The organism is Bacillus sp. FSL K6-2861, from assembly GCF_038630725.1.
In the GTDB taxonomy this organism is placed as follows: Bacteria; Bacillota; Bacilli; order Bacillales; family Bacillaceae; genus Bacillus; species Bacillus velezensis.
In genome coordinates this window covers 172501-195547 of sequence record NZ_CP152037.1, presented here as the reverse complement: position 1 = coordinate 195547, position 23047 = coordinate 172501, and the positions used below count along the sequence as shown (strand labels likewise).

Genomic DNA, 23047 nt, shown 5'->3' with positions numbered 1-23047 from the left:
CGTCCTCCAAGAATTCAGTCATTTCGTTTTTCTGTTATGAATTGTGCTGCATGAGCAATATGTACATCATATAGCGTGCTCATTATACCACATTTTGATTTCTCAAGTGAAATGAGCCAGAGCGGCGATGCACAAAAAAAGAGTAAAGCGATTATACGCTTTACTCATCTTCACTCGGGTCCAAAGCGCTCACGACGCCCTGGCCCGCCGATTTCAGTTCGTACCAGACCCAGTCAAACAATTGGTTAATCTCTTCAATCTGCCCGGTGACTTGTCCGGCTGAGGCCATGTATTTTTCTCCGTTGACGACGGTCACATTGCCGTCGACTTTTCCTTCAATGAACAGCTTGCCGTTTTTTACTGTGACATCGCCCTTTACGGTCTCGCCTTCAGGGACGGTGACCGTGTGATTCTGCACGACAAGGTTCGGCTGTTTGGACACACTGAAATTGTGGTCATTATGCCAGCTGTTGAAAAAACCGCCGCCCATTAAAATCACAAAAACTGCTGCGGCTGCAATCATCGGATGAGTTTTGATCCATCGTTTTACAGAAGCGCGTTTTTTCTCTTTTGGAAGATTCGCCATAACTTTGGCAGTAAAATCAGCAGGGGCCGTGACATGCGATGTGCTTCGGACGAGTGCTACGGATTTCTCCATTTCATGAAAATGCCGTTTGCAATTCCCGCATGACTGCAAATGTTGTTTTAATACGTTTTCATCTTCAGGAAGGATATCTCCATCAAGATGCTTATGCATAAGCTGCACAATCTGTTCAGGACAGCTCATTTCATCACCCCACTTAAAGATCCCTTAATTGTTTTCTAAGAGCCTCTCTGCCTCTGTGTATCCTTGTCTTGACGGTGCCGACAGGGATATTCAGAATCTCCCCGATTTCAATTAAAGAGAGTTCGTCAATATACTTTAATACAATAACCGTTCTGTACTTGTCAGGCAGCTTTAAAATCTTTTTCTGAATTGTGTCCGACAGCTCCAATGACAATACGGCGTCTTCAGGGAGAACCCCGTCCGCGGCGATCTGCGAATACATCGTCAGCCCTTCTGCTCCCGCTACTTCTGCGTCCAGATAGTAATCAGGCTTTTTCTTGCGGATGCGGTCAATGGTCAGGTTGGTCGCAATTCTGTAAAGCCACGTTGAAAACTTTCTGTTGATATCGAAACTGTCGATATTGACATACGCTCTGATAAAAGCTTCCTGCGCAATATCTTCCGCTTCGTGAACATTGCCGAGCATGCGGTAGCAAAGCTGGTAAATCTTATCTTTATAAAGGTCAACGATTTCTGCAAACGCATTTTGATCGCCTTTTTTGACTTGCTTGATTCTTTTTTTAATCAGGTTTTCCATGTTTTATCTTACCTCTGCCCTTCACCGGTCTGTATCTATACGTTGATTGTTTTAAAAGGTTTCATTTTTTTATTACATTTATTTTACCAAATTTCAGGCAGGGTGTAGATGGAAAATACAGAATATACTGCCTTAACAGCAGCTTAAAAATAGTATATCTGATGAACAATCAGAAATCGAAACAAAATGCTGATAAAAAAAAGACACCTTTATGCCAAAGGTGTCTGAGACTGGGCTAGCTGGATTCGAACCAACGCATGACGGAGTCAAAGTCCGTTGCCTTACCGCTTGGCTATAGCCCAAAAATGGTGGAGGGGGGCAGATTCGAACTGCCGAACCCTGAGGGAGCGGATTTACAGTCCGCCGCGTTTAGCCACTTCGCTACCCCTCCGTATTTTTTTGAAAAACAGTGCCGGCCAGAGGACTTGAACCCCCAACCTACTGATTACAAGTCAGTTGCTCTACCAATTGAGCTAGGCCGGCAAATATGGTGGAGGATGACGGGCTCGAACCGCCGACCCTCTGCTTGTAAGGCAGATGCTCTCCCAGCTGAGCTAATCCTCCATATGACCCGTACGGGATTCGAACCCGTGTTACCGCCGTGAAAGGGCGGTGTCTTAACCGCTTGACCAACGGGCCGTTGTGTCCGCGTCGAGCTGACAAAAGTTATTATATACAGGTTGTACCCCATTTGTAAAGAGAAAAATTATTTTTTTTATTTTCAAACTTTTTTACCCGTTTTTTAACTGAAAAACTCATCCCTCCTCTCTTATTTCATTTATGATGAAAGTATCAAAATATTGAAGGGAATGGACACAGATGATCTTAGTCAGCTCTTGTCTCGGCGGTATCGAATGCAGGTATAACGGCTCTCACGCCGCTTCGGAAAAAATCCGCAGACTCGTAGAAGAAAAGAAAGCTGTTATGGTCTGCCCCGAACTTTTGGGCGGCTTCACCACTCCCCGCGAACCGGCGGAAATCATCGGCGGCACGGGCGAAGACGTGCTGAACGGAACAGCAAGAATCGTAACGGCATCAGGCGAAGACGTTACGGCTTTATATATGGATGGCGCGGAAAAAACGTTAGCATACGCAAAAGAAATAGGCGCCGCAACGGTCATCCTTAAAGAAAACAGTCCGTCCTGCGGCAGCAGCTTTATCTATGACGGCACTTTCTCAGGGAAAAAAATAATCGGAGACGGCATCACTTCCGCTCTTTTAAAACGGGCAGGCTGCCGTGTTCTATCAGAAGATGAATTGGATCAATTATAAAAAAGGAGAGTAGATATCATGGATGTAGCCCTGTCCTTTTATAAACCGGAGCATGCAGACGGACTGAACGGGTTTGTGCTGAGTGAAGAAGATAAAAAGTTCACAGCTCTGCCGATAGATGTACTGCCGCAGGCTCTTGTCATCCGGGATCGCTACCCGACAGTCATTTTAAATGAAGACCGCCCCGTCGGTTTTTTTATTTTACATACCTCAAAAGAAACCATTGCCCCGTATTCGAATAATGTGTCTGCCATTTTGCTGAGTGCGCTGTCCTTACATGCGCCGCATCAGGGAAAAGGTTATGCCAAACAAGCGATGCTGCAGCTCCCCGCTTTTGTCGCAAATTACTTTCCTTGGTGTGATGAAATCGTGCTTGCTGTAAACCATCGCAATCATCGTGCAAAGAACCTGTACCGGTCTTCCGGTTTTATTGATAAAGGTCGTCGCAGGATCGGCCCCATCGGTGAACAGCACATTCTGCATCATTTTTTGTGAAAGCGCTTGATTATCCATCTCATCCCTGCCGATTTTTCTTGAAACATCTATTCAGAAGCCCATATACTTCAAGTATTAACGACTTGGGAGGGTACAATCATGACAGACCGGCTTAACATTCACAGATTGACCACAGAAACCAGAAATCCGCAGACCGCTTCAATCCATCAAGCAGACACGATGGAAATTCTCCGCATCATTAACGAAGAGGATTTCAAAGTGGCTGAAGCCGTTCAGCAGGTGCTGCCCGATATTCAGATTGCCGTTCAATTCGCCCATCAATCATTACGGCGAAACGGCAGGCTGATTTATGCGGGAGCGGGCACAAGCGGCAGACTCGGTGTACTGGATGCGGTTGAATGCCCGCCTACATACAGCGTAAGTCCCGACACCGTCATCGGTCTGATGGCCGGAGGAGCAGACGCCTTTTTGCAAGCGGCTGAAGGTATCGAAGACAGCGAGGAAACCGGCGCTCTCGATCTCAAAACGATCGGGCTTACCGCAGAAGACACCGTGATCGCCATCGCGGCAAGCGGGCGCACGCCGTATGCGGCCGGTGCGCTGAAATACGCAAAAACAATCGGCGCCAAAACCGTCGCGCTCACATGCAATAAACACTCATTGATCAGCACTTATGCCGATCACAGCATTGAAGTCGTCGTCGGCCCCGAAGTGATTACAGGGTCAACACGAATGAAAGCGGCGACGGCACATAAAATGATTCTGAACATGATTTCCACGGCCGTGATGATCAAAAGCGGCAAAGTGTACGAAAATTTAATGGTGGACGTTCATGTCAGCAACGAAAAATTGAAAGAACGCGCAATCGGCATTATCCAAAGCATCACGGGCGTTCCGTACGACAAGGCAAAAGAAACGCTTGAGGCCGCAGGCAGCCATGTCAAAACGGCAATCGTCATGCTGAAGACGAATTCAGACGAAACACAAGCGAAGGCACTGCTCAAAGAAGCAGACGGCTTCATTGACAAAGCCATTGAACAGCACGTTTCAAAAGAAAAAGAACGCTGATCGTTCTTTGGTGAAAAATAATGTGCTTTTATGAGCCCGCGCCGTTTTCATGATCGGCGCAGGCGCTTTTAGGACGCGTTTCAGGCACAGCTCCCCGGGAAAAATCGCACGGAAAAAGGAGGATCTCCATGAGCAAAGAGGCATTTTATCAGTCACTGGCCAAAGACATCCTGGACAATTGCGGCGGTTCATCGAATATTTCAGGCTTTACCCACTGTATGACACGCCTGAGGATTACACCTTTAGATCGGGACAAAACGGATATTGAAGCGCTGAAACGGCTTGACGGGGTAATAGGCGTCGTCGAAGCCGAAACACTGCAAATCATTCTCGGCACGGGTGTCGTCAATCATGTCGCCGACGCTTTCGCAAAACTTATGTCATCCGGAAAAAACATTGATTTAAAAGAAGCCGCCTCACGGAAAAAAGCCGATCTCAACAGAAAAAACACCACACCCATCACACTGTTTCTGAGAAAAATATCAAGCATCTTCATTCCCCTTATTCCCGCACTCATTGCATCAGGTTTAATCACCGGTATTACGAAAGCCGTCATTCAGGCCGGCTGGCTCCCGAAAGAATCCCAAATCGCACTTATTTTAACGGTTATCGGTTCAGGCTTATTCGCTTACCTCGGCGTCCTTGTCGGCATCAATGCGGCGAAGGAATTCGGCGGGACACCTGCGATGGGCGGCCTTGCGGGCATATTGATCCTTAACCCTGAGATCGCCAATATCAGTTTGTTCGGAGAGAATCTGCTCCCTGGCAGGGGAGGATTAATCGGCGTTCTTTTCGCTGCGGTTTTTATCGCTTATACCGAACGGTTTATCAGAAAGTACGTCCATCAATCCATCGACATTATCGTCACGCCTACATTGTCTTTACTTATCACCGGGCTGGTGACATATGTCGTTTTTATCCCTGCAGGCGGTTTTATTTCTGATCTGATTACATCAGGTTTATTGTCGCTGCTGAATGTCGGGGGAGTGCTCTCAGGGTTTGTACTGGGAGCCGCCTTCCTGCCGCTTGTCGTCACCGGCCTGCATCAGGGCTTGACTCCCGTACATTTGGAATTAATCCGATCAATCGGAGATGACCCGCTTCTTCCGATTCTCGCGATGGGAGGCGCGGGTCAAGTAGGGGCGGCCTTCGCCATCTTTATGAAAACAAAAAAAGCCTCATTGAAAAGAGCGATCGGCGGAGGACTTCCATCCGGTCTGCTCGGAATCGGAGAGCCGCTCATCTTCGGCGTCACGCTCCCGCTCGGCCGGCCGTTTTTGACGGCGTGTTTAGGGGCGGGAATCGGCGGCGCCTTTCAAGCCCATTTTCAGGTGGCTACTTTTTCAATCGGTGTCTCCGGCCTTCCGCTCTCGTTTCTCGTACAGCCGGCTCAAATCGTTTTGTATATCATCGGTCTCTTCATCTCTTACGCGGCGGGCTTTGTCTTCACTTATGCGTTCGGATTTAAGGATGACATGGCTGCTGAATTTGAATAAACCGGGAGGGATCAGAATATGAAAACACTGACAGCCGCCATACTCACAATGGTCATCAGCCTCTCTTTTCTGCCGCAGCACAAAGCCGAAGCCCAATCCAAATTATACGACGCAGCAAAGCTCAGAAAGGTTGATCAAATGATTGAAAAAGACATTGCAGCAGGATTCCCCGGAGCCGTCCTCGTCGTCGTAAAGGACGGACGGGTGATCAAAAAGAAAGCATACGGCTACAGCAAAAAATATGACGGGAACACCCTTTTATCCCGTCCGAAAAAAATGAAAACATCAACCATGTTTGATCTAGCTTCCAATACAAAAATGTACGCGGCGAATTTTGCATTACAGCGACTCGTCAGCCAGGGAAAGCTTGATGTGTATCAAAAAGTCTCGTCTTACCTTCCTGATTTCAAAGACAGAAAAAGCGATCCGATTCAAGAAAAAGACCGCATTCGCGTCATCGATGTGCTCCAGCATCAATCCGGTCTGCCGGCAAGCTTTTATTTCTATCAGCTGGACACCGCAGGCCCTTTGTATTCACAAGAACGGGATAAAACGATCCGTTTTCTCACTCAAATCCCGCTTGCATACAAACCGGGAACAAAACACGTATACAGCGATATCGGTTACATGCTTCTCGGCTGCATCATTGAAAACATAACCGGAAAAACCCTTGATGCCTATGCGGAACAAGAACTGTACAAACCGCTGAAACTGACGCACACACTGTTCAATCCGCTGCAAAAAGGCTTTAAAGAAAAATCATTCGCAGCTACTGAACGTTTAGGCAACACACGTGACGGAGTCATCCATTTTCCTCACATCAGGACGTATACGCTGCAGGGGGAAGTTCACGATGAAAAAGCATTTTACTCAATGGGAGGGGTGTCCGGCCACGCCGGGCTGTTTTCCAGAGCTGATGACATGGCCGTCCTTCTTCAAGTCATGCTGAACGGCGGCAGTTATAAACACGTTTCTCTCTTCAATAAAAGAACGGCCGATTTGTTCACAACGGCGGCATCCTCTGATCCGACTTTCACTCTCGGCTGGCGGAAAAACGGCAGCCCGAATATGGAGTGGATGTTCGGCCCTTATGCAAGCAGGCAGGCATACGGCCATACGGGATGGACCGGCACAGTCACGCTTATTGATCCCGCTTATAAGCTGGGGATCGCACTTTTGACCAATAAAAAGCATTCCCCCGTCGTCAGTCCCGGTGAAAACCCGAATGTTTTTGAAGGGGATCTTTTTCCGACCGGAAGCTACGGCAGCATCATAAAAACGATTTATGAAGCCATTGAATGACAACCCATGTCTTTTGTCCAAACTATGACGGCAGGAGGGCACCATCATGAAACTTGTTATCTCAGCTGTATTACTGTTGTTCATTGTTTTCGGCACGCATCATGTATCGACAAAACCGGACATTCCGTCACAGGCGGAACAAGCGGTATCCCGTATGACATTAGATGAAAAATTAGGGCAGATGCTCATGCCTGATTTTCGCAATTGGCAAAAAAAGGGGCAGTCATCACCTGAGGCTCTTACCCAAATGAATAAAGAAGTCGCAGGGCTTATTCAAAAGTACCGGTTCGGCGGCGTTATTTTATTTTCAGAAAATGTAAAAAACACTGAACAAACGGTACGCCTGACAGATGCCTTTCAAAAGGCGAGCCCTGACATTCCGCTATTATTAAGCATTGATCAGGAGGGCGGCATCGTAACTAGACTTGGTGAGGGCACTCATTTCCCAGGCAATATGGCGCTCGGAGCCGCTAGAAAAACAGCCTACGCGTCCCAGACCGGCGCCATTATCGGGAAAGAACTGAAAGCACTGGGCATTAATACGAACTTCGCTCCCGTTCTCGATATCAATAATAATCCCGGAAATCCTGTCATCGGCGTCAGGTCCTTCAGTTCAGACCGAGATCTGACAGCTTCACTCGGTCTTGCCTCAATGAAGGCTCAGCAAAAGCAGGATGTCGCTGCCGCCGTCAAACATTTCCCGGGACACGGCGACACGGATGTCGACAGCCACTACGGCCTTCCGCTTGTCACCCACAATCAAGAAAGGCTGCGTCAGATTGAACTTTATCCGTTCCGGAAGGCCATTCAGGCCGGAGCTGATATGATCATGACAGCCCATGTGCAATTTCCCGCGTTTGACGATACAACCTATAAAAGCAAGCTGGACGGTTCAGACATCCTCGTACCCGCCACGCTCTCGAAAAAAGTGATGACTCATCTTCTCCGTGAGGAAATGGGCTTTAACGGCGTCATCGTCACGGATGCATTAAATATGAAAGCCATTGCCGATCATTTCGGCCAGGAAGAGGCGGTCGTCATGGCCGTAAAAGCAGGCGTCGATATTGCCCTGATGCCGGCCCAAGTGACATCGCTGCAAACGGAAAACCGCTTTGCCCGGGTTCATTCCGCTTTAAAAAAGGCGGTACAAAAAGGGGATATTCCGCTGCAGCAAATTAACAAATCGGCGGAACGCATCATTTCCCTGAAAATAAAACGAGGGATATATCCCGCACCGAAAGAGACAAATCTGAAAAAGAAGATTGCAAAAGCAAAGAAAACCGTCGGCAGCAAAAATCACCTGAAAGCTGAAAAACAAATCGCGGAAAGGTCCGTCACCGTCTTACAAAACAAAAACCGCACCCTCCCATTCAAACCGAAAAAGAACAGCCGCGTTCTCATTGCCGCTCCATATGAAGATCAAACAGCGTCAATGGAACAAACCATTCGGCAGCTCATCAAAAAGAAAAAAATCCGGCCGGTAACCATCAGTAAAATGAACTTCGCCGAGCGTACATTTCATGATGAACACAAAAAGCAGATATCTGACGCTGATTACGTGATTACAGGCTCATATGTTGTGAAAAATGATCCTGTCGTAAACGACGGCGTGATTGACGATTCCGTCACAGATCCCGGCAAGTGGACGACTGCATTTCCGCGGGCCGTCATGAAAGCCGCACAATCGAACCAAAAACCCTTTGTGCTGATGAGCCTGCGTAATCCATATGACGCTGCGAACTTTGAAGAAGCTGAAGCCCTTATCGCAGTCTACGGCTTTAAAGGATATACAGACGGACAATTTCTCCAGCCAAACATTCCGGCAGGCGTTGAAGCGATATTCGGACAGACAACACCGCAAGGCAGGCTGCCCGCTGACATTCCTTCCGTCACGCATCCGGGAACGACACTGTATCCTTATGGTTTCGGTATCAATCTGAAGACCGGAAAACCGCTTTAAACAGGAGGGCTGATTATGAAAACACATACGGCTGCGCTTCTTGCCGGATTAGTCGTCATCAGTGCTATGACGGCAGTCTCGGCGGCTTCTGACAGAAACCTTCATACCGCCAAGAAACCAAGCATCCAAACAGGCATCGACCGCCTGCTGAAAGATTATAAACAGGAACTGAAGGGAAAAAGGGTCGGGCTGATCACCAACCCGACCGGTGTGAACGCGTCATTGAAAAGCAGCGTTGACGTGCTGCATGAGGCGCCAGACATCCACTTGACGGCATTATTCGGACCGGAGCACGGTGTCCGCGGCGATGCTCAGGCCGGAGACAAAGTCACATCCTATATAGACGAAAAAACAGGGCTTCCCGTCTACAGCCTATACGGGGAAACGAGGAAACCGACGCCTGACATGCTGAAAGATACAGATGTACTGATTTTCGATATTCAGGATGTCGGAACGCGATACTACACCTACATTTATACAATGGCCTATGCCATGGAAGCGGCAAAAGAAAAAGGCATACCTTTTTATGTATTGGACCGGCCGAATCCGCAAGGCGGACGAAATCCGGACGGCCCGGTTCTTGAACCGGATTACGCTTCATTTGTCGGACTGTATCCGATCCCGCTGAAGCACGGCATGACGATCGGTGAGCTTGCTCTTTTATTCAATAAAGAGTTTCATATTGGCGCCGACCTCACCGTCGTAAAAATGAAGCGCTGGAAGCGGACGATGACGATTGAAGATACCGGTCTGCCGTTCGTCCTCCCTTCGCCTAATATCCCGACCCCGGATAGCATATTCGCATATTCGGCGACAGGACTAATCGAAGGTACAAACGTATCCGAAGGAAGGGGCACGACAAAGCCGTTTGAACTGATCGGCGCGCCTTATATGAAAAGCACCGAGCTCGAAGAACGCCTGAACAGTCTCAAGCTTCCGGGCGTCACCTTCAGAGCCGCATCATTTATCCCCAGCTTCTCCAAGCACCAGGGCAAGCTGTGCCACGGCGTACAAGTCTACGTAACAAACAGAAACACATTTGAAGCGGCAAAAACAGGGCTTTCCATTCTGAAAACCATGCATGACTTATATCCGAATGACTTTTCATTCTTGCCGACAGGCTCTTTTGACAAGTTGATCGGTAACGGCTGGGTACGCAAAAAAATAGAAAAAGGCACTTCCATTGAAGACATCACCGGCACATATCAACGCCGGCTGGACCAATTCAAAACTCTAAGAAAACAATACCTCATATACTGACAACATTCGTGTTACACGTGTAACATTTTGACGCATTTCACATTTCCGCTTTTTATAGGAAAACATTCATTTATTTGGTACAATTTAAATGATAACAGTTATCATTTAAATGAATGTTTCCTAAAAGGTGGTTTCTCATGAAAAACACATTATTCTTTCAGCCCATTGATATCATCTCCGTAAAAAAAACAGCCGACCTTCTGTCAGAGCATCAGCTCACTGATTCCCCCGTATTGATCTTTCATGTGAAAGGCGAGGGACAAATTGATATCGGAACAGACAGCTTTCCGCTGCAGAAGGAAACGCTCTACATCTGTCCTTGTGATGAGACATTCAATATTGCCCCTATACCGTCAGGCGGCATCCATTTGTATATCGTCAGACTCCGTGTTTTCTCCTATTCATCAGATGATGAAGCGATGCTTCCGGATAACGGGGAAGACATCTTCCACGGACTTCAGCAAATGAATTTACAAACGGTTGATCATTTGACAAGCCGGCTTCAGTCACTTTCTGAAAATGCGCGATCGGCGGATGGATTGCAGAAAATGAAATATACAGCCGACTTTCAGCAGCTGATGTACGACCTTTATGCCGCAAAAGTATGCCATCAAAATAATACGAAAGCGGCGATCGAACAGACAAAACAATTCATACATGCTCAGTCCGACACAAAAATCACGCTCACCCAGCTCGCTCATATGGCGGGAATCAGTCCCAAGCATTACAGTGAAACCTTTAAAAAACTATACGGGCAGAGCGTAACTGAATATATCACAGACATCCGCATAACCAATGCGAAAAAACTGATGGCCAAGGCAAACTGCAAACTGCGGGAAATCGCTCATCAAATCGGCTACCAAGATGAATTTTATTTCAGCCGCATCTTTAAAAAACATACCGGCAGCTCACCCACAAGCTATATGAAAAAAAGGCGCACAAAAATGGCCGCGTACGGAAAAGAAACGATGGGGCATCTGATTCCTCTGCATCACGTGCCTTATGCTGCGGCGCTGCACCCGAAATGGACGGCCTATTATTACAAACAATTCTCTTCCGATATTCCGGTTCACCTGAGTGCTTACCGCTATAATGCAAATTGGGAAGAGAACCTGCACACGCTTTCCCAAGCTGCCCCGGACATCATTTTCAGTCTTGATTCTGTCAGTGAAGAAGAAAAACAGCGCCTGAATGACATCACTGACGTTTTTTACCTTCCGGCTCAAGAGAATTGGAGAGACCAGTTTCTTCGCACAGCCGCATATTTGAATGAAGAGCAGGAAGCGCGGCACTGGCTTAAAGCTTATCAAAGTCTCGCCCATTCAGCGAAAGATGCTCTTAAACACGTGCGGCATCAGCGGTTCTTATTTGTCCGTGTATATAAAGAAAATATGTACATCGCCCATAACAACAGCATTGAGGATGTCTTCTTCGGTGATTTAGGCTTTGCCTCCGCAAAACCGGAATCTTTTGCTCCTGACGAAAAGATTTCCTTGGACATGCTGGCGGATTGCCAGGCTGACTGCATCATGCTTTTCACTTGTAAAGAACCGGAAACGCTTCGTTATTTTCAGCGGATTCAGCAGACCGGGATATGGCAGAACCTTAGAGCCGTCAGCAATAAACGCGTGTTTCCCATTTCATCTGACCCGTGGATTGAATATTCTCCAAGCGGACATCAGCGGATGATCGAGCAAAGCATTTCCATTTTTTCCGAAGATCGTCCATGGTAATGCCGGAAATTATCCATGGTCTTATCCCTGTTCATTCTCTATAATTCCAATTGATAATAGTTATCAATTGAACAGGAGGAACAATAGATGAAGAAATTGGCATTCGCTTTCATGATTTTGCTTTTGGCTTTCACGGCCGCGGCTTGCGGAAGCTCAGAAACATCTGATACAGCAAGTAAAGGAAAGGACGCTTCTTCAGATAAAAAGAAAATCGAATATCTCGGAAAAACATATGAAGTCAAAGCGCCGACTGACAAAATCGCCATTACAGGCAGCGTAGAATCAATGGAAGACGCCAAATTGCTTGACGTTCATCCGGCAGGGGCAATTTCTTTCTCCGGCAAATTCCCGGAACTGTTTAAAGATATTACAGATAAATCCGTATCTACGGGAGAAAAAATGCAGCCGAATATGGAAAAAATTCTTGAGCTGCAGCCGGACGTCATTCTGGCATCAACCAAATTCCCGGAAAAAACGTTGAAAAAATTGAGCGGCACCGCTGAAACGATCCCTGTCTCTCATATCTCATCAAACTGGAAAGAAAACATGATGCTGCTCGCCCAGCTTACAGATAAAGAGAAAAAAGCGAAAAAAATCATCGCAGATTACGAACAGGACCTGAAAAAGACAAAAACAAAGATCAACAGCAAAGCGAAACAGTCAAACGCGCTGGTCATCAGAATCAGACAAGGCAATATTTATATTTATCCTGAACAAGTATATTTCAACTCCACGCTTTACGGTGATTTAGGCCTGAAGGCGCCGGACGAAGTCAAAGCGGCGAAAGCGCAGGAACTGATTTCTCTTGAAAAATTAAGCGAAATGAACCCTGACCATATCTTCGTACAATTCTCTGATGACGAAAACGCAGATAAGCCGGACGCTTTGAAAGACTTAGAGAAAAATCCGATCTGGAAGAGCCTGAAGGCAGTCAAAAAAGACCATGTATACGTCAATACGATTGATCCGTTAGCCCAAGGCGGAACCGCATGGAGTAAAATCAGCTTCTTACAGGTTGCGGCTGACAAATTGACTCAAGACTAATAAAGAGTAGGTTTTTCACATGTATGCAAAACGGCGGACACACATGATTATCATTGCTTCACCGATTGCCATTGTTCTGTCACTGCTGCTTTCCGTTTTATACGGCGCAAAGCAGCTTGACATCCATACCGTGTTCTCCGCATTGCTGCACTTTAATCCGGAGAATACCGACCATCAGATCATATGGCATTCAAGAATCCCGAGGGCTGCCGGCGCTATGTTTATCGGCGCCGCCCTTGCTGTTTCCGGAGCGCTCATGCAGGGAATCACACGGAACTATCTGGCCTCGCCTTCGATCATGGGTGTGTCGGACGGCTCCGCTTTTATCATCACCCTTTGCATGGTATTGCTCCCTCAATCGACATCCATTGAAATGATCATATATTCGTTTATCGGTTCCGCATTCGGCGCCGCTCTTGTTTTCGGGCTGGCCTCCATTCTTCCCGGCGGTTTTACCCCGGTGCAGCTTGCCATCATCGGAACGGTGACCAGTATGCTTCTCAGCAGTCTGTCGGCTGCGCTTTCGATTTATTTTCAAATTTCGCAGGATCTCAGTTTTTGGTACAGTGCGAGACTGCATCAAATGAACCCTGATTTTTTGAAACTGGCCGTCCCGTTTTTTGCGATCGGAATCATCACGGCCATGATTCTCAGCAAAAAGGTCACTGCCGTATCATTAGGAGACGACATTTCAAAAAGTCTGGGACAGCAGAAAAGAACCATCAAACTCATGGCGATGGCGGCCGTTGTCATATTGACCGGAAGCTCGGTGGCACTCGCCGGAAAAATTGCCTTTGTCGGTTTGGTCGTTCCGCACATCACACGTTTTCTCGTCGGATCGGACTACAGCAGGCTGATCCCATGCGCGTGCATCATCGGCGGCGTCTTCCTGACCCTTTGCGACCTTGCCAGCCGATTCATCAATTATCCGTTTGAGACGCCTATTGAAGTTGTCACTTCTATCATCGGTGTTCCTTTCTTTCTTTATTTGATTAAAAGAAAAGGAGGGGATCAGCGTGGTGCGTAAAATGGCCGGAATTTATATCATTCTGATTGCTCTCATATTGCTCGTAAGCTATTTCAGCATGACAAGCGGTTCTTTTTCCGCAAAGCCGGGTGAACTGCTCAGTACCCTTTTCCGCATCCATCCGAATCCGCAATATGACATTTTGCTGTTTCAGCTGAGGCTGCCGCGCATTGTCATGGCTGCTGCCATCGGGCTCGGATTGGGGATAGCCGGAGCCGTTATTCAGGCCATTACCAAAAACGGTCTTGCCGATCCCGGTATTTTGGGCATTAATGCAGGAGCCGGAGCCGGAATCGTCACGTTTATGCTTCTGTTTCAGGGACAATCTGAAGCGACGGCACTTGCCTCTGCGATGGGTATGCCTGTCTTCGGCCTCATCGGAGGATTGATGGCGGCCGTGCTGATCTATATTTTCGCCTGGCACCGGGGGCATCTGGAATCGGGCAGAATTATTCTCGTTGGGATCGCCATGAATTCCGGATTCAGCGCGCTGTCTTTATTTCTTTCATTAAAAATGGACCCGCAGGATTATGAGATGGCGATGGTTTGGAAAAACGGCAGCATCTGGTCGGCAAACTGGATGACCATTACGGCGATCCTTCCGTGGCTGATCGTGTTCATTCCTCTGCTTATGGCGAAAACGTCATTGCTGGATACCATTCGTTTCGATGAGGACACGGTGAAAAGCCTCGGTGTTTCAACCAATAAAGAAAAAACGATTTTACTCATTGCCTGCATCGCTTTGATCAGCGCATGTGTAACCGCAGCGGGCAGCATGGCATTTGTCGGACTGATCGCGCCCCATATTTCCCGCAGGCTCGCCGGGATTGAGCACAGATACTCATTACCGGTCAGCGGATTGGTCGGTATGCTCCTCGTCATATCCGCCGACTTTGCGGGCAAATTGTTCTTTCAGCCTTCAGAAGTGCCGGCGGGAATTATTCTTGCGATTCTCGGCGTTCCTTATTTCTTTTTTCTTCTGTTTAAGCAAAAGAAGGGGCTGGATGCATGAGAGGCACCCTTACAGAACACCGGATAAACGGAAAGGAATGCACTGTGTATCTTCCTCCCCCCTATTCGGTTCAAACAGGGGCTTTACCCTGTGTGTACGTACTGGATGGGGGTTCTTTGTTTTTAGAACAGAGGGATAAACTTGAATCCCAATTTGCGAACGGAACACTTCCCGAATTGATTTTCATCGGCATCAAACCGGCTGACAGGCTCGATGAGTACACGCCGTGGCCCGCGCCTTCCCTGACCCCTGCGTTTCATGATTTCGGCGGCAAAGGGAGGCTCTTTCTCGAGGAGCTGACAAATGTCATCATTCCTACTGTTGAAGATATGCATCACATTTCTGCACATCCGGAAACGAGAGGACTGATCGGCGCGTCATTAGGCGGACTGTTTTCGATATACGCGATGCTCCAAAAGCCTGAAACATTCGGCAGAATCGGTTGTATTTCCGGTTCCTTCTGGTATGAAAAATCAGCAGATTATGTCCGCTCCGCATCTTTGCGTCCGGCACGGCGGCGTATCTATATGTCTGTCGGCAGCCGCGAAGCTGAGCATAAAAACAACATCCAAAACAACATGATCCGACAAAATAAAGACGTGCATGAAAGCCTGAGGCAAAAAGGCTTTTCTCAATCTCAGCTCTCTTTCACTGTTGAAGAAGGCGCCGTGCACCATCAAGAAGCATTCAAACGACAATTCAATGCAGCACTAAGCTGGCTGTACGGAAAAAACCGCTCACGTAGCTGAGCGGTTTTTTTCATACTTCATCACGACCGGCTTAAGTTCAAAGCGTCTCAGCAAATAGCCGAACAAAGCAGCAAGGATTTGCTGAAAAAGCATCCCGATGACAACCGGAACCGCCACTTGAGACGGAAAAAAAGAAACGGCGAGAACGGCTCCGGCGCTGATATTGCGCATGCCCCCCGTATAAATCAGAGACACAATTTCATCCTGGCTCCGCTTCATCAGCCTTCCGATCAGCCATGCCACGGCATAACCCGTCATGGCAATAAAAAATACCATGCCTGCGATGCCCGCAAATTTGATATCCACGTGCGTGACATACGGCGCGATTTCCGAACTGTTAATGGCAATGACAATCATCAGACAGATTTTTGAAAAAGGAGACAGCGACCGGCTTATTGCCTGAGTCCTTACCGGCGGGGAAAACTGGTTGACTATCATCCCTGCGATGGATGGAATCACCACCATCTCCGCCAGCCCTTTCATCATTCCCCACACATCCATCTGAACATTCGCCCCGGCCAGGACAGACAGGCTTAACGGTACGATAAAAGGAGAAAGCACGGTATCAACCAGGATAATAGACAGCGTCAATCCGACATTCCCCTTATACATCGCAGCCCAAATCAAACTCGTAATTCCGGTCGGAATCACCACACCCATAATCAGCCCCGTCACAGTTAAAGGGTCACCGCTGAAAATCAGATGGCCGCTTCCCCATGCAAAAACAGGCATGAAAATATGCAGAACAAACAATGCCATGATCATCGGGAGCGGCTTCTCGATACTGCGCTTCAGCGAATGAAAATTGGCACTCAGACTGCCCGTAAATGTAATAAATGCAAATATCCACGGCACAGCGCCGGCCATCCAGCTGATATGCTGAGATAACAGCACACCCGCCGCCACACTTGACGGAGTCAAAAGCGGCATGATTCTCCCCAACACTTGGTTCAACTTCTGTAGCCACATCATATGCAAGTCTCCTATATACGGTTTTCAAATCTCATTCATTATAACAATGCAAACCCACAAATTTAACCGAAAAAAAGCCCGGATATATTCATCCGGACTTCACAAATTCTATGCCATTTGTTTCATTAAATCTCGGCTTTTCTGATTTAATCCCTTTAATTCAGCCTCAATTCCGTATTCTTTACATTTGGCGACAATTTTCTCAAGAGCCGCCGCTCCCGAATCATCCCACACGTGGGCATCGGTCAAATCAATGACAATCCGCTTCACGCCTTCATCATAAACGATGGCATTCATCAGTTCAGACACGGAAGCAAAAAAGATCTGTCCCGTTACCTTATAAGTTCTGACATCTTTCTGTTCGGAATGTGACACAATCTTCAGCTTAGAAATTTTCGCCGTAAAAAAGATCGCGCTTAGCAGCACACCCGCGAAGACACCCTTTGATAAATCATTTGTCAGGACGACCGTCACGACGGTAATAACCATAACGATCGAATCAGTAAGGGGCGCTTTCCGTAAACCTTTAATCGATGACCAGTCGAACGTGCCGATGGACACCATAACCATCACGGCCACCAGCGCAGCCATCGGAATTTTCACGACGATACCGCTTAATACGGCAATTAAAAACATTAAAAACGCTCCGGCCGTAAAAGCCGATAACCGGCCGCGTCCGCCGGCTTTCGTATTAATGACAGACTGGCCGATCATGGCGCATCCGGCCATGCCTCCGAAAAATCCGTTCACAATATTGGCGATGCCTTGTCCGCGGCTTTCTTTGTTCTTATCACTATCCGTATCCGTCATTTCATCAATGATCTGGGCTGTCAGCAATGACTCGAGCAATCCGACGAAAGCAAGCGCCAGAGAATACGGGAAAATAATCCGCAATGTCTCAAACGTCCACGGAACATCCGGTATCAAGAAATGCGGAAGTGAACTTGTAATCCCGCCCATATCACCGACCGTGCGGACATCCGCATGGAAGACCACCGCAATGATCGTCATGACAATAATCGCCACCAGCGGAGACGGCACAGCCGTCGTAACCTTCGGCAATAGATATATGATAGCCAGTGATCCGGCAAGCATGGCGTACATGACCCATGAGGCTCCTTTGAACTGGGGCAGCTGCGCAGAAAAAATCAAGATCGCCAAAGCATTCACAAATCCGATCATGACCGAACGCGGAATAAATTTCATCAATTTCGCTATCTTACTGACACCAAGAATAAATTGAATAATACCTGTCAAAATGGTTGCCGCAAACAAATACTGCAGCCCGTAATCAGCCACCAATGTCACCATGACAACCGCCATTGAACCCGTAGCGGCTGATATCATTCCCGGTCTGCCGCCGAAGATAGAAATAATAATCGCGATACAAAATGATGCATAAAGGCCGACCATCGGATCGACACCTGCAATAATTGAAAATCCGATCGCCTCGGGGATCAGAGCGAGGGCAACCAGAATACCGGCCAGAATGTCTTTACGGACATTCCCGAACCATTGCTGCTGTAACGTATAATCTTTCAAATGATAACGACTCCTTTTCACTATAAAAATCCGCACCCTATCAGTTGGAAACATTGATTTTCATCTGGGGAATATGAGGCAATCTTACGGGGAAAAAGAGGACACGCTCAGAGTATAATGTCGTTGAGGAAAGGAATTGTTAACAAAGAGTATCATATTAAACTTTAAAGAAATGTGCAAGCCGTATAAATAAGAAAAGAAAACGGCCCTCACTGGAGCCGTTTCCGCTTTTATAAAAGTTCCGGATCAGACACAAGAATCGTTTTTATTGCGCTGATATCCTTTCTTTCTTTTGTCACCGGGTCGATGCCCATGAGATGATCAATGGCTTCTTCATAATTCTTCAGTTCCGTCTTTTCCGTAATAAGATCATAGAGCTGCGGAAGGTCGGACGCGCATGCTAACGCGGCTTCCATGATCTGGCGGGCTTCACCTGTGCCTACAATCGTCACGCCGTTTGACAGCAGCTGGTACGGCCTGACCGTCATCTCATACGTATCATCAAAGCCCATCGGCACGATTCTGCCTCCCTTTTCAATAAAAGGATAAGCCCAATCAAGCTGATTGCCGATTGCGTCAAAAATCACATCAAATTTTCTTCCTTGATTAATCCGTTTCACTTCATCCACGGTTAATGCTTCAGGGTGGTAGACATAATCCGATATCCGGCTCGCCGCCTCGCTTCGGAAACTGCCTATTTCAGTCGCAACCGTCAATCGCGCCAGTTTTTTCACCATCATTTGCACAAGCAGTCCGATCGGTCCCGACCCCAAAACCAAGACCGAGTCCTCCGGCTGAATCGAAGCCTTGTCCACAACATTCAGCACACAGGAGAGAGGCTCAACCAATGTGGCCCGCTCCCATTCCATTGAATCCGGAATTCTGTACATGAACCTGTCTTCCCCCACGTAATATTCCGCAAACGTTCCGTGCGCCCCGATTCCGAGCTGCCAATCCTCGAAGGTTTCGCAATAACACGTCAGCCCTCTCCGGCAATAATGACATTTCCCGCAAAACTGCGTAGGATCTATCACGACCCGGTCTCCGACTTTTACATTTGTCACGTCCGGTCCGATTTCCACGACCGCTCCCACCGATTCATGCCCCATAATCATATGATGGGTTGCATTCATTTTTCCTTTCAGCACATTTAAGTCCGTTCCGCAGATACCGGTGCCGAAAATTTTCACTTTCACATCATTGGATTTCCGAATTTGAGGCTCGTCCACTTCTTGATATTCAAGCTTGTCATTAGGAGTCCAGACCAACGCCTTCATATTTCTCTTCCTTTCTGCCCCAGCGGATTTGGTCTAACAATGTTTGATGAAGCTCCTTCGTTGATGCCGCAATACACGATTGCTGATTCTGATAACTTAAATCTGTCAGAAGTGTTTCGTCCAAGGACCGGCCGTATGCATCCGTAATAATCACTCCCGCTTTCTTCGCCAAAAAGACGCTTGCGGCAATATCATAAGGAAATAAATGCAGCACCTCTCCGTTCCCGACCTGCTGAAAATCTGAAAGCAGCTTCGGATCATCTTTCAGCAGACGATTGCCGATATCCACATAAGCATCCATCTGCCCCGTAATAATTCGTGAAATCGAATAAGAAGCGCTGTTGAAAACAAAAACCCCGCCGTTATTGGCCGACTGATCAATCAGATGGCCGTATGCGTCCGTCATCAGCTGCGCCGGATGCCCGTTAAATTCAAGGCTCCAAAACATATTTTTAATATCCCGCACTCCGCTCAAATTCGGCAATTCTCCATGATACCCTTCAAAATGAATGGCATCGCTGTATATATCACCGTACATATAAGCGCCTGATTTCAATTCAAGTAAAAAAGCAAATTCGATATCCTTAATCTTTGCGTTTGGCCTATATGAAGCAAGCGCAATCGAAATACACGACATTTCAAGCCCCGCGGCGGCCGGGCGCGTTCCGTCTATCGGATCTACAATTAAAATATATTGCGGATCTTCTCCAATCAGCTTCAGGCCGCCATCCTCCGTGTAAAAAGCAACCGGATGGCCCTTTTCTTGAATATAATCCAGCACCGCCTCCTCAGCAGCGGCGTCTATGTTAAATTGGGCGTCGCCTCCCGGAGAATAGCCGTTTACGAGCCGGTTTTTCAGCGTGCCTTTTTGATTTTTCACCTTTTGATAAACAAATTGTCCAAGCTCAATGATATAGTCTCTCACTTGATTTCCTCCAATAGCTTGCGAAGTCTGTAGCAGAGCACTTCGGCTTCACTAAGTGTTATGGTTAAAGGCGGACGGATTTTAAATACATTTCCGAATCCGTAACGGGATGTCCGGAGAATCAGCCCGTAATCCATTGCCCGTTTTGCAATATAATTGGTCAGCTCCACATCCGGTTCATTGTTCTCTTTAACAATCTCCACACCGATCATAAGACCGACGCCTCTTACCTCAGAAATAAAAGCGAAATCCTCTTTCATCGTTTCTAAGCGATCCTTAATATAATGACCGACCGTCGTTACATTTTCCAAAAATCCCGGACGCTGCATGATATCTATGGTTTTACAAGCGGCAGCGGCGGCCATCACATTTGAGCCGTATGTGAAGGAGTGCGTATACCCCGGAAGCCCGGTATACTTGTCCTCCGTCAGAGTGGCGGCGACTTGAAAGCCTGTGCCCCCGAGCCCTTTTGCTACCGTCATCATATTAGGTTTCACATCGAAGTGGTCCGCGGCAAACATTTTACCCGTCCGTCCGAACCCGGTCTGAATTTCATCAAAAATCAGAGCGATATCATGTTCATCACAAAGCTTTCTCAGCTGTTTAAAATACTCTTTAGGCGGAACGACGTTTCCACCGTTTCCGGATATCGGTTCAATAATCATGGCGGCAATTTTCCCATTGCTCGCATACTCAATAAAATCATTAATTCTTTCTACGCACAGCATACCGCATGAATCAGGTTTCTGATTATAAAAACAGCGGCTGCAATAGGGATCGGGGACTTGCAGGCCAAAAGAAATTTGCGGCGGAAAAGGTTCTTTTCTGAATGAGTTGCCGGACAAAGCGGAAGTCATATACGTTTGTCCGAGGTGGCTTCGAAATAAGGAGATGACATCGGTTTTTCCGGAGTAATACTGAGCCATTTTAATAGCTCCTTCATTTGCACCGGAACCGCTGCTGACTTTAGGGTGTACTTTTGTGAGATTATCGGGGGCGATTTCTACTAGTTTTTCTGCCAGTTTATTTACGGCGTCTGTTTGAAAAGATGATGTTACATGGATGAGCTTATCGGCTTGTTCTTTAACCGTATCAATGACCTCTTTGTTACCGTATCCTAAATTCAAGTTAAACGTGGCAGAGGCGCAATCAATGTACTCATTTCCCTCTTGATCGTACAGGTAAATCCCTTCTCCGCGCTCCATTACTACATCGTCAACACTGTAATACAAGCTGTCTGGATTCGTGATTTCCTTCGTTCCCACAAATACCACCCCTATGAAATTATTAGAATTTCGCTTTTTATCGTATAAATTATTGAAAATAATGTCAACGTTCTTTCTTGTAAAAAATGTTAACAATTTGTTAACGTTACCATAATGGATGTACGAGAAAAAGTTATGTGATATAGTAACAATACTTGGATTTTTTGTAAAAACATCATGTCATACGAGTAGAGAGAAATATGATTTTACCAATAAGGAGATAAAATGATGAAAACTCGTCTGCTGTGGATAAGCTGTTTTTCTTATGGATCGATTGCTTTTACACTTGTTATTCTGGGAGCCGTACTGCCTGAGTTACTCACACATTATTCACAAAGCTACAGTAATGGCGGAGTATTGGTATTCTCTCAGTTCATGGGCTTTCTCATCGGTGTCATCGGAATGCCTTACATGGTGAAAAAGCTTGGGCGCAAAAACGTCGTTATCTTTGGCCTGGCACTCATCAGCTGTGAAATGTTCATCACCTTCCTGCCGCCCTGGCCGCTGCTCTTTCTTCTCGTCAGCATCGCAGGGCTTGGCGCCGGATTGGTGGAATCCTGTGTAGGCACGATTATCCTCACCGCTATTAAAGAAAGACAGGCTGTGGCCATGAGCAAGATGGAAGTGGCCTACGGATTAGGTGCGCTGTTCATGCCTCTGCTCTCAGGCTTTCTTATCAACAACCACATGTGGACAATTGCTTTTTTAGTATTAGGGTTATCCAGTTTTGCACTCTTAATCGCATGGAAGCAGATGAGTTTCGGCAGTATTGATCAGCTTCTCATCCGCAAAGAGGTCTCTTCCGATGACACTAAAAAAGAAAGCACCGGTTATCGGTCACACGGATTGCTGTTTATTGCCTTGGCGGGTGCTTACTTCTTCTTTTACGGCGGCAGTGAAGTTTCCATTGTACATTTTATCCCCTCCATCTTCGCTGAGAAATGGGATATCCCCAACTCTTTGGCAACGATAACAGTTACAGTGTATTGGACGGGGATGATTATCGGTAGGTTATTAACAGGCCCGGTATCAGAAAAGCTGACATATCACCGTTATCTCCGTCTCATAAGCATTGGCGGTCTGGCTGCACTTACCGTATTAGCATTAAGCAAAAACATATGGCTCGGTTTTGTCCTTTGCTTCTTTTTAGGGCTGTTCATGGCAGGCATGTTTGCAATAGCCCTAATCATCACGAATCATTTTTATCCTGGAAAGACAGAAACAACTACCAGTATTCTGCTCGCTTCAAACGGATTAGGAGGTTCACTCCTTCCGATCGCCGTCGGCTGGAGCTTAGATGAATATCCCGCACAAACTGCGTTC

The 23047-nt window shown here is 47.1% G+C and carries 20 protein-coding genes and 5 tRNA genes (1 of these 25 cut by a window edge); 13 read left to right on the top strand and 12 right to left on the bottom strand.

All coding sequences use genetic code 11. The features are described 5' to 3' along the window. Window positions 1–160: 160 nt before the first annotated feature. The 7 genes from rsiW to NYE62_RS01095 all read right to left on the bottom strand — a co-directional run bounded on the left by rsiW (window position 161) and on the right by NYE62_RS01095 (window position 2003). Window positions 161–787, bottom strand: a complete 627-nt coding sequence (rsiW, locus tag NYE62_RS01125) for an anti-sigma-W factor RsiW (RefSeq protein ID WP_011996220.1) — start codon at window positions 785–787, stop codon at window positions 161–163. A 13-nt stretch (window positions 788–800) separates the two neighbouring features. Next, entirely contained in the window at window positions 801–1364 is a 564-nt protein-coding gene (gene sigW, locus NYE62_RS01120; protein ID WP_003156766.1) for an RNA polymerase sigma factor SigW, read from the bottom strand. 230 nt (window positions 1365–1594) lie between these two features. Further along, window positions 1595–1666: transfer RNA gene (locus tag NYE62_RS01115), tRNA-Gln, on the bottom strand. Window positions 1667–1670: 4 nt separating this feature from the next. Beyond that, window positions 1671–1755 (bottom strand) — tRNA-Tyr (locus NYE62_RS01110). A 19-nt stretch (window positions 1756–1774) separates the two neighbouring features. Further along, window positions 1775–1847: transfer RNA gene (locus NYE62_RS01105), tRNA-Thr, on the bottom strand. Between the two features lie 5 nt (window positions 1848–1852). Beyond that, window positions 1853–1928, bottom strand: a tRNA-Val gene (locus NYE62_RS01100). A 3-nt stretch (window positions 1929–1931) separates the two neighbouring features. After that, window positions 1932–2003 (bottom strand) — tRNA-Glu (locus NYE62_RS01095). Window positions 2004–2183: 180 nt separating this feature from the next. Between NYE62_RS01095 and NYE62_RS01090 the strand changes: the two genes are divergently transcribed. From NYE62_RS01090 to NYE62_RS01035, 12 genes are all read left to right on the top strand, one after another. Further along, window positions 2184–2636 carry a DUF523 domain-containing protein gene (locus NYE62_RS01090; protein WP_007408014.1) on the top strand — a complete coding sequence of 151 codons (453 nt, stop codon included), beginning with the start codon at window positions 2184–2186 and terminating at the stop codon, window positions 2634–2636. An 18-nt stretch (window positions 2637–2654) separates the two neighbouring features. Continuing rightward, window positions 2655–3131 carry a GNAT family N-acetyltransferase gene (locus NYE62_RS01085; RefSeq protein WP_064107795.1) on the top strand — a complete coding sequence of 159 codons (477 nt, stop codon included), beginning with the start codon at window positions 2655–2657 and terminating at the stop codon, window positions 3129–3131. 99 nt (window positions 3132–3230) lie between these two features. Further along, window positions 3231–4160 (top strand): N-acetylmuramic acid 6-phosphate etherase, encoded by a 930-nt coding sequence (murQ, locus tag NYE62_RS01080; RefSeq protein ID WP_144464812.1) that lies wholly within the window; start codon window positions 3231–3233, stop codon window positions 4158–4160. A 128-nt stretch (window positions 4161–4288) separates the two neighbouring features. Beyond that, the gene (locus tag NYE62_RS01075) at window positions 4289–5656 is read left to right on the top strand and encodes a PTS transporter subunit EIIC (protein WP_061861099.1); all 1368 of its coding nucleotides are present in this window, start codon (window positions 4289–4291) and stop codon (window positions 5654–5656) included. A gap of 18 nt (window positions 5657–5674) precedes the next feature. Beyond that, on the top strand, window positions 5675–6958 hold the full coding sequence (gene pbp4b / locus NYE62_RS01070; protein ID WP_342497180.1) for a penicillin binding protein PBP4B: 1284 nt from the start codon (window positions 5675–5677) through the stop codon (window positions 6956–6958). A gap of 46 nt (window positions 6959–7004) precedes the next feature. After that, window positions 7005–8918 (top strand): glycoside hydrolase family 3 protein, encoded by a 1914-nt coding sequence (locus tag NYE62_RS01065; protein WP_251257359.1) that lies wholly within the window; start codon window positions 7005–7007, stop codon window positions 8916–8918. A 15-nt stretch (window positions 8919–8933) separates the two neighbouring features. Further along, window positions 8934–10178, top strand: coding sequence for a DUF1343 domain-containing protein (locus NYE62_RS01060; RefSeq protein WP_144665056.1), 1245 nt, complete (start codon window positions 8934–8936; stop codon window positions 10176–10178). 137 nt (window positions 10179–10315) lie between these two features. Continuing rightward, window positions 10316–11911, top strand: a complete 1596-nt coding sequence (locus tag NYE62_RS01055; RefSeq protein WP_144665057.1) for a helix-turn-helix domain-containing protein — start codon at window positions 10316–10318, stop codon at window positions 11909–11911. Window positions 11912–11998: 87 nt separating this feature from the next. Continuing rightward, window positions 11999–12955: an ABC transporter substrate-binding protein gene (locus NYE62_RS01050; protein ID WP_003156778.1), complete on the top strand. Its 957-nt coding sequence runs from the start codon at window positions 11999–12001 to the stop codon at window positions 12953–12955. 19 nt (window positions 12956–12974) lie between these two features. Next, window positions 12975–13982, top strand: a complete 1008-nt coding sequence (locus NYE62_RS01045) for an iron ABC transporter permease (protein WP_007408022.1) — start codon at window positions 12975–12977, stop codon at window positions 13980–13982. Between the two features lies 1 nt (window position 13983). Then, window positions 13984–14994 (top strand): iron ABC transporter permease FeuC, encoded by a 1011-nt coding sequence (feuC, locus tag NYE62_RS01040; protein WP_032870282.1) that lies wholly within the window; start codon window positions 13984–13986, stop codon window positions 14992–14994. Beyond that, window positions 14991–15743 (top strand): alpha/beta hydrolase-fold protein, encoded by a 753-nt coding sequence (locus tag NYE62_RS01035; RefSeq protein WP_144665059.1) that lies wholly within the window; start codon window positions 14991–14993, stop codon window positions 15741–15743. Before feuC ends, NYE62_RS01035 begins: the two co-directional genes overlap by 4 nt. Here NYE62_RS01035 and NYE62_RS01030 read toward each other — a convergent pair. The 5 genes from NYE62_RS01030 to NYE62_RS01010 all read right to left on the bottom strand — a co-directional run bounded on the left by NYE62_RS01030 (window position 15732) and on the right by NYE62_RS01010 (window position 21724). Then, on the bottom strand, window positions 15732–16673 hold the full coding sequence (locus tag NYE62_RS01030) for a bile acid:sodium symporter family protein (RefSeq protein ID WP_094031904.1): 942 nt from the start codon (window positions 16671–16673) through the stop codon (window positions 15732–15734). The genes NYE62_RS01035 and NYE62_RS01030 overlap by 12 nt on opposite strands. A gap of 150 nt (window positions 16674–16823) precedes the next feature. After that, the gene (locus tag NYE62_RS01025; protein WP_095061746.1) at window positions 16824–18257 is read right to left on the bottom strand and encodes a SulP family inorganic anion transporter; all 1434 of its coding nucleotides are present in this window, start codon (window positions 18255–18257) and stop codon (window positions 16824–16826) included. Between the two features lie 230 nt (window positions 18258–18487). Next, window positions 18488–19534 carry an alcohol dehydrogenase catalytic domain-containing protein gene (locus NYE62_RS01020; RefSeq protein WP_038456747.1) on the bottom strand — a complete coding sequence of 349 codons (1047 nt, stop codon included), beginning with the start codon at window positions 19532–19534 and terminating at the stop codon, window positions 18488–18490. Continuing rightward, a complete protein-coding gene (locus NYE62_RS01015; RefSeq protein ID WP_047935126.1) occupies window positions 19509–20459 on the bottom strand; it encodes an inositol monophosphatase family protein in 951 nt (316 codons plus the stop codon). The genes NYE62_RS01020 and NYE62_RS01015 overlap by 26 nt, the downstream gene beginning before the upstream one ends. Continuing rightward, window positions 20456–21724 (bottom strand): aspartate aminotransferase family protein, encoded by a 1269-nt coding sequence (locus NYE62_RS01010; RefSeq protein WP_144665060.1) that lies wholly within the window; start codon window positions 21722–21724, stop codon window positions 20456–20458. The genes NYE62_RS01015 and NYE62_RS01010 overlap by 4 nt, the downstream gene beginning before the upstream one ends. Before the next feature lie 228 nt (window positions 21725–21952). Between NYE62_RS01010 and NYE62_RS01005 the strand changes: the two genes are divergently transcribed. Beyond that, window positions 21953–23047 carry the 5' portion of an MFS transporter gene (locus NYE62_RS01005; protein WP_186314455.1) on the top strand. The gene runs 117 nt beyond the window's last position, so only the first 1095 of its 1212 coding nucleotides appear in the window; it begins with the start codon at window positions 21953–21955; its stop codon lies off the right edge, out of view.